General features: G+C 76.3%; 2 protein-coding genes. Both read right to left on the bottom strand.

Annotated elements, in window-relative coordinates:
• Window positions 1-654, bottom strand: a 654-nt coding sequence (locus tag VGL20_13350) for a hypothetical protein (protein ID HEY2704668.1), incomplete at its 3' end; no start/stop codon positions are given.
• The coding region (locus tag VGL20_13345; GenBank protein HEY2704667.1) for a hypothetical protein at window positions 651-1,511 on the bottom strand (861 nt) is incomplete at its 5' end. The genes VGL20_13350 and VGL20_13345, both read right to left, overlap by 4 nt.

The following is a 1,511-nucleotide window of genomic DNA, read 5'->3' as shown; positions in this document are numbered from 1 at the left end:
GCCGGCCGCGGCCGCGGCGGCGGCGGCGGCCCACTCCTCCTCGGAGTCGAGCGGGGCCACCTCGGGCTGCGGAGCCGCCCGGCGCGCCCGCCGGCCGCCGGCGCCGTGGACCAGGCGGAGCACCAGCGCCAGAACGGCGAGGAGCACCGCGCCGCCGGCGAGCAGCGACCCGTTGGTGCCGAGCACGCGCGTCGCCTCGCCGACCAGGCGGCGCAGCGCGTCGAAGAGCTGGGCGAGCGGCGACTGGCTCGGTGGCTGGTCGAGGTGGGCGAAGGCGGGCTGCCGGTAGACGTCGGCCAGCCGCTGGCGCGCCGCCGCGTCGTCGCCGGGCTCGGCCCCGGGCGGCAGGGCGAGCACCGCGGCGACGGCCCGCAGCCGGGTCAGCGCGTCGTCGACGTCGGGGGGGACCCGGGCGAGGTCGGCGGTCACCAGCCCGAGCAGACCGCCGGGAGGCGGGGCGAGCCGCCGCGCCGACGCCACCGCCGCGAGCGCCGCGTCGACCTCGGGTGGAGCGGCCTGGAGGTGGGCCACCGCCGCGTCGACGAGCTGGACGTAGGCGACCGCGTCGGGGGTGGCGGCGAGCGCCGCGGGCGGCCGCGCCGCGCCGAGCAGGACGGCGAGGAGAAGGGCGGCGAGCGCCCGCCGCCGGCTCACAGCGAGGCGGCGAGCATCTCGATGTCGAAGGCCTCCTTGCGGATGCGCAGGTCGTAGTAGACGAGGGTGAGGGCGATCAGGCTGAGCGGGGAGACCACCACCGAGCTCACCGCCCCGAGCGCCTGGCCGATCAGCTGCTGGGCGCCGGTGCTCAGCCCGCCGATCAGCAGCGCGACCGGGACCTGGATCACCGCCCCCACCACCGACTGGAGCAGGAAGACCACCACCAGGAGCGCGAAGGTCCGCCAGAAGAATCCGCGGGTGAGCCGCCAGCTGCGCCGCAGCCCGGCCCAGCTGCCCGAGCCTTCGACCACGATCGCCTGGGCGAAGAGGGTGGAGCGCACCGCCAGCACCGGCAGCGCCACCGTCCAGGCGATCCCCAGACCGATGATCGGGACCACGCCGGCGGGTCCGAGGAGGGCGGCCACCCCGATCCCGACGACCACCGCCACGGTGAGGCCGGCGACCAGGAGCAGGAGCAGCAGGATGGCGCCGAGCAGCGGTCCGGCGCGACCGAGCGCGGCCTGGTAGGAGGTGCCGAGGCTGGCGGGACGGTCGAGGTACCGGTCGCTGACCGCCCGGCTCATCGCCGCCAGCGAGAGCGGCAGGACCACGAACATCTGGACCGCGAACACGACCGCCAGGTAGAGGGAGAGGCTCTTCAGCGCGGTGATCTGGGCGGGGTTGAGGGTGCCGCCCGGGTTGCCCAGGGTGGAGAAGCCCCGGGAGCCGGCGGCGTCGAGGTCGGACCCGACCCCGAGGCCGAGAAACAGCACCAGGTTGAGCACGGCGAAGGGCACCTGGACGACCGCGGTGATCGCCACCAGCAGCAGCAGGTTGCGGCGGTAGAGCGCGAA

The organism is Candidatus Dormiibacterota bacterium, from assembly GCA_036495095.1.
Lineage (GTDB): Bacteria > Chloroflexota > Dormibacteria > Aeolococcales > Aeolococcaceae > CF-96.
The sequence above is the reverse complement of the archived record's forward strand: the minus strand, read 5'-3'. Positions and strand labels throughout refer to the sequence as shown.